Genomic DNA, 5,580 nt, shown 5'->3' on the forward strand with positions numbered 1-5,580 from the left:
GTTTGCTGTCTCCTTTCAGAATGGTGTGTCGTGACTTCATTCTACCAGAGCCTGCAAGCTATGTCTTCTTTTATGCTCTTTCCAATTTGCGCAATTTATTGTACATTATCAATTTGAAGTCAAATTTCCTCAAATTTCACCATCGGAATCAGGTGATTTTAGGCATAGAAAAAGCCCGGAAAATAGCGTATTTCCGGGCTTTTTTAGCATTTTTAAGCTGTAGATTATCGCTTGCTGAACTTCAAGGACTTGGTGCTGTCCCTGCCAAACATCCGGTAATCCCTTCGCTTTCCACTTGATTTTTGGCTTAATACTGCGGTTTTTCTGCACACCAGATTCTAATTTTCGTCCTCGTGCATGACGCACGAAAAGCAGTTTTTGCTCCTTATGTGTGCCTTGCGTATCGCTGCCCAGGGCGACGCAGGACAACAGTAAGGAAAAAAACTTGGTTGCTGTTCTTGGAGTCACCTCAATTTTTCAAAACAGCAAAGGAGAAAACAAAATGGATAAATTGGTTTCCTGTAAGTTCAACTGTCCTATGCACAGATCCTTCTCGAAAGTTCGCTAATTGCACATTAAAAAGATGTTGTGAATTAGAACATCTTAAATTTAGAAGTCAATCATTGAATTAGCACAAGGAGTTGGAGAAAAAATCCCCAACTCCTTGCTTTATATTGCAACTTAGCCCGTTTCATGTAGAGATACAATATAAGATTTATTGATCAATTTCAGATTTGTCAGGTGAAGAAGGCAAAATGTGTTCTGTATCTTGTATTTCTATTGATTCAGTCTGAGTAGTAGTAATACTAGTGTCGTCATTAGGTTCAATTTTTTTAAACCAGTCAAATTTATAAGAAATGCACGTCATGATGATTCCAAGTACCAATATAATATTGATAACTGTAAACCAGTTCCACTTCCTTTTGGGCTGCGTACTAATATCTTTTCCACAAATTTCTCTAATAAAATCAATCAGGACCCAAATGAGATTGAAAAAAACCAATCCAATGATTAGAGCAATAAGTACCAGCCTGTATGCTGTAGAAGATCCTATATTCTCTAGAATAGAGCTAGAAAAAGCGAATTGACCAGTGAATGCCAAAATAATAGCGGCAAAAATACCCAAAATAGTGATATAGTCCTTTTGCATATCTTTTTGACTATTCTTAATGTCTTTGGCCATTTCCGTTACTGCTTCTATATTCTGATCTGAAACATTTTTCAAATGATCTTCCGCATCTTTGATTTTTGCCTCTAATTTTTCAACAAGAACTTTGGTTTTTGCTAATTCCGACTTGGTTTCTCCAACCATGGTAGTTGTATAATTAATGCGTGCAATATCAAGATTGGTATGGTCGTATAATTTAAGTATTTCTTTGCTAATATCAATTAATTGCCCATTTTCATCATTATTTTTAGGAGTATACCCATCTTTTATTGTTTGAATATTTTGAGCTAATATATCCAAACTTCCGATAGTTGGATCTCCGTTTATTAAAGATAGAGTCGAAAATATATCTGAATAATAATGGCGGAAATTATCTTTATCACAGTTATAATAAATTTCTTCCAGTTTTCTAAAGTAACCGGCTCTATCCTTTGGTGTTGCAAGTATTTCTTGAGATTTGGACAATTCGAATAAGAGGTCTGTTAGTTTTTCTCTTTTTTCTTGATCCACTGGGAACATATCCTTACCCCGCAGTTCGTATCAGATCTTTAGGTATAACTGTGTAACTTCCTAAGCCTTCCCGATAGATTAAACTCCACGCTTTTCCAGCTTGGTGTGTATCTGTTACCATGTCCCACGGATTCAATATGCGCTTCTGTTCAATAATAGGATCAATAATGTTCGTATATTCTGGCCCGATTTCTACATCATATTTCATTCGGATTGGAATTGCTCCAAAACCACAATATTGACGATAAACCTCAGGGACTACAGGGCCAAATTGCCATGCTTGAATTTCATCCTCAAATCCATCTATCCCACTTTGCAAGAGTTCTCTTTGTATATAATACAAAATTTTTTGCAATTGTAAGTTTGATATAGGATGCCCCTCGGTTGTACATTTGTTAATAGTATATTTTGCTATTTGCATTGCCGAATACATCCTAATTCCCTCCTTGCCCTTATGATTACAAAATTATATGTCATTGTACAATTCAGTGTGCACCGTTTCTTTACTTTCTATTATATCAAATATTGTCAACCTCGCAACCGTGTTTTACATTTCGAATGTAGCTGTCAAGCTTTTTATGTTCTCAAATTCCTATACACATCTTCCAGGAACACCTGCATCAGTTCCCGCTTCTTTTCGTCGTTATCAAGCAGAAGGGCAAAGAAGTCCTGGTTTTGCTCATACCCGGCAATCAGAGCATCCTGTACAGCGTCAAAATAGGCAAAGCGGAAATCTTTCAGCGAGTTATTCCGTGCACTGTCCCTCAGATGTCCATTCTTCAGCAGAATGTCTCTCATTTGCAATGCAGACTTAGAAGCTACGTCAACATCGAAGTTTTTGTTATACGCTGCATTGATCTCGTCGATGATCTCGGACAGCTTCTTTTTCACGGCTTCATCCATAAAGACCTCATTGGGTGTCGGCAAGCTAACCTCCGGCTTGGATTCAATCTCGTGTGTGTTTTCCCCAGTCTTTTTCTGACGGAAATTAGAGGCAGTGATTTTGTCCGCAATGTCAAAATCATTTCCACCGCTGCCCACTTCGATCTCCTTAACCAGGTATGAAAGGAAATTGTACTTCTTGTGCAGATCCACGCTTTCAAAGCAGGTTGCCTGAATCAGGAAACTGTAAAACCGCAAGAAACGCTTGATAGTTGCACGAATTTCCAACTTTTCCAGTTCCGGGTGGCGATTGATGATTTGCAGGGATTTATCCAGCAGAGCCCACATCCGAGCCTTTTCTTTAGAGGTTCGTTTATCCTGATACAGGTATCCGTTAAATTCCTCAATATCGTCAATATCCAGGAAATTATACTGATCCACCTGAGCTTCCACCGTTCTGATATCCGAAGGGGTGATCGTCTCGTTTAGAATTGTCTCAGTATAGAATGGGGCAAAGGACGCTTGAATATCCTCATATTCATTTTTGAAATCCAGCACAAAGGTTTTCTTATCATAGGGCGCACAAATACGGTTCAAGCGAGAAAGGGTCTGCACAGCATTGACTCCCCGCAGCCGCTTGTCCACATACATGGCGCATAGCTTTGGCTGGTCAAAGCCGGTTTGATACTTATTCGCCACCAACAGCACCTGATAGCTGTTGCTGTCAAACACTTCCGGCAAATCTTCTTCCTTAATGCCGTTCATCACCGCTTCGGTGTATTCGTGGCCGTCCAGAGAGACCTTGCCTGAAAACGCCACCAGTGCACGAATACCCGTGTACCCATGCTTGGAAATATAGGTCTCAAACTCATTCCGGTATTTGACTGCTGCCTGCCGTGACGACGTAATGACCATGGCTTTTGCTTTGCCACCCAATTCCTGCATGATTCTGTTTTTGAAGTGTTCAATAATGATCTCCACTTTCTGAGCAATGTTGGTATCATGCAGTTCAATATACTTGGCAATCTTGCGCTTTGCGGCAATTGTCTCCAGTTCCGGGTCGTCCTCAATAGCCTTATTAATTTCAAAATAAGTCTTATAAGTCACATAGTTTTGCAGTACATCCAGAATGAAGCCTTCCTCAATTGCTTGCTTCATGGAATACAGGTCAAAGGCAACCTTTTTTCCCTCTTCATTCAGACAGCCGAACAGCTGCAAAGTGGTCGGCTTCGGTGTTGCGGTAAAGGCAATCATGGAAACGTTAGGCTGCTTTCCGCTACGGGCAATTTCGTCCTCGATAATATCGCCCATAGATTTTTCTTCTTCCGACACATCTACAGGGGTAGCCTCGCTCAGTTTGCGGCTCTCTGAAAGAGCATACGTCACCGCTTCCATGGCAGTTCCGGCGGTAGAGGAATGGGCCTCGTCGATGATTACGACAAAAGTCTTGCTTTTCAGCTCCTGTACCAGTTCCTGAATGTACATGAACTTGTGGATTGTAGTTACAATGATTTTGGTGTTGCCGTTGAGGGCATCTGCCAGGTCTTTGGAAGTGCATTTTTCATCCATGACCTTGATCAGACCGGCCTTGTGCTCCAGTGACAGTACGGCATTCTGAAGCTGACGGTCTACCACGATACGGTCAGTGATAATGCAGACCGTATCAAAAATGACTTTGTTTTCCCTGTCGTGCAAAGAGGCGAGGCGGTGTGCCAGCCATGCAATGGTATTGGTTTTGCCGCTGCCTGCCGAGTGTTCAATGAGATAGTTTTTCTCACTGTGGTGTTCTACGACATCTGCCACCAGCTTGCGCACGGCATTGAATTGGTGATACCGGGGGAAAATCAGCGTTTCCTTAGTCACACGCTTACCGGTATCCGGGTCTTTCTTGGTCTCCTTTTGCAGGAAAATGATTTTATCAATCAGATACAGAACTGTGTCTTTTTTGAGAATGTCTTCCCACATATAAGAAACATTGATGCCGTTTTCGTTGTGCGGGTTGCCCTTGCCGGAGTGAATACCAATACCACAGCCCTTATTGAACGGCAGGAAAAAGGAGGATTTTCCTTTCAGATTGGTGCACATATAGACTTCGTTCAAGTCCATGGCAAAGTGAGCCAGGCAGCCTGCCTTGAATTTCAGCAGTCGGGTCTTATAATCTCGCTCAAACTTATACTGACGGATCGCATCCTCGTAGTTCTGTCCGCTGGTGTTGCATTTCAGCTCAAAGGTGAAAATGGCAATGCCGTTGAGGAAGATTACAAGGTCAATGCGCTCACCCTCTTTGTGCCAGACTTCCTCCATCACCGAGAGTACATTCTGCTGATACAGCGCCTCCGCTTTTTGGTTGAAGGTGGTGGCGGGCTTGCGGTACATGAGGGTCAGGGATACCCCGTTATCAAACTCCACACCGTGCTTCAGCACATCCAGCAGGCTGCGGCTTTTCTTATTGACCTCATTGTTGATGTAGTTGAGGATGGTCTGGCGGGTCCTGTCGCCATAGAGTTTTTCCAGTCGGGCCAATGCATCAGGCTGGGTAGCTTGCAAAAAGGAGAACAGCAGCTCCACATCCATGCCGTAGCCGGGATCGTAAGCTGTAGAGGGACGGACCTGATAGCCGTTTTCCTTCCGCAGCATTTCCAGAATGTATGCCTGATAATCTGCCCGTTCCTTTAATTGCCCTGCTTTGATGGCCATCTCACTGCACCTCCTTTACTCGTTTTTTGCCTGTTACATATTCGTAGATGAGGGATTTTTTGTGCTGGGTAATTGTAGCAAGAGCCTTCTGCTTTTCTGCTATTATACCGTCAATTGCCATACATTTCTTCGATAAATAGGCATAAATCTTCTCCTGCTCATCAGCTGGAATAACCGGTAGAAGAATATCTTTCAATGAATAAGAATAAATAACGGTCGATTGTAAAATGAAGTTGGACACCTAAGAAAAAATCCATAGTGATTTTCCCCACATGGTAGAATGAAGTTTGCACACAACTTCTTCCAAGGGAGGGCAATCACTA

5 protein-coding genes are annotated in these 5,580 nt (G+C 42.1%); 1 reads left to right on the forward strand and 4 read right to left on the reverse strand.

What is annotated here, in order from left to right:
- Positions 1 to 299, forward strand: a 299-nt coding sequence (locus tag ACTNBK_RS16570; RefSeq protein WP_441147750.1) for a hypothetical protein, incomplete at its 5' end; no start/stop codon positions are given.
- 416 nt (positions 300 to 715) lie between these two features.
- On the opposite strand, the gene ACTNBK_RS16575 is transcribed toward ACTNBK_RS16570, so the two are convergent.
- From ACTNBK_RS16575 to ACTNBK_RS16590, 4 genes are all read right to left on the reverse strand, one after another.
- Positions 716 to 1,678 carry a hypothetical protein gene (locus ACTNBK_RS16575; protein WP_441147752.1) on the reverse strand — a complete coding sequence of 321 codons (963 nt, stop codon included), beginning with the start codon at positions 1,676 to 1,678 and terminating at the stop codon, positions 716 to 718.
- Between the two features lie 13 nt (positions 1,679 to 1,691).
- Positions 1,692 to 2,111: a Panacea domain-containing protein gene (locus ACTNBK_RS16580; protein ID WP_320830719.1), complete on the reverse strand. Its 420-nt coding sequence runs from the start codon at positions 2,109 to 2,111 to the stop codon at positions 1,692 to 1,694.
- 143 nt (positions 2,112 to 2,254) lie between these two features.
- A complete protein-coding gene (locus ACTNBK_RS16585; RefSeq protein ID WP_441147754.1) occupies positions 2,255 to 5,257 on the reverse strand; it encodes a type I restriction endonuclease subunit R in 3,003 nt (1,000 codons plus the stop codon).
- 1 nt (position 5,258) lies between these two features.
- A complete protein-coding gene (locus ACTNBK_RS16590) occupies positions 5,259 to 5,498 on the reverse strand; it encodes a hypothetical protein (protein ID WP_441147756.1) in 240 nt (79 codons plus the stop codon).
- Between the last annotated feature and the right edge of the window lie 82 nt (positions 5,499 to 5,580).

The organism is Intestinimonas sp. HCP28S3_D6 (assembly GCF_052065695.1).
Classification (GTDB): domain Bacteria; phylum Bacillota; class Clostridia; order Oscillospirales; family Oscillospiraceae; genus Intestinimonas.

Bases quoted from the DNA above. Each gene is read 5' to 3' on its own strand.
- ACTNBK_RS16580 (WP_320830719.1), bottom strand. From the start codon at position 2,111: ATGTATTCGGCAATGCAAATAGCAAAATATACTATTAACAAATGTACA.
- ACTNBK_RS16585 (WP_441147754.1), bottom strand. From the start codon at position 5,257: ATGGCCATCAAAGCAGGGCAATTAAAGGAACGGGCAGATTATCAGGCA.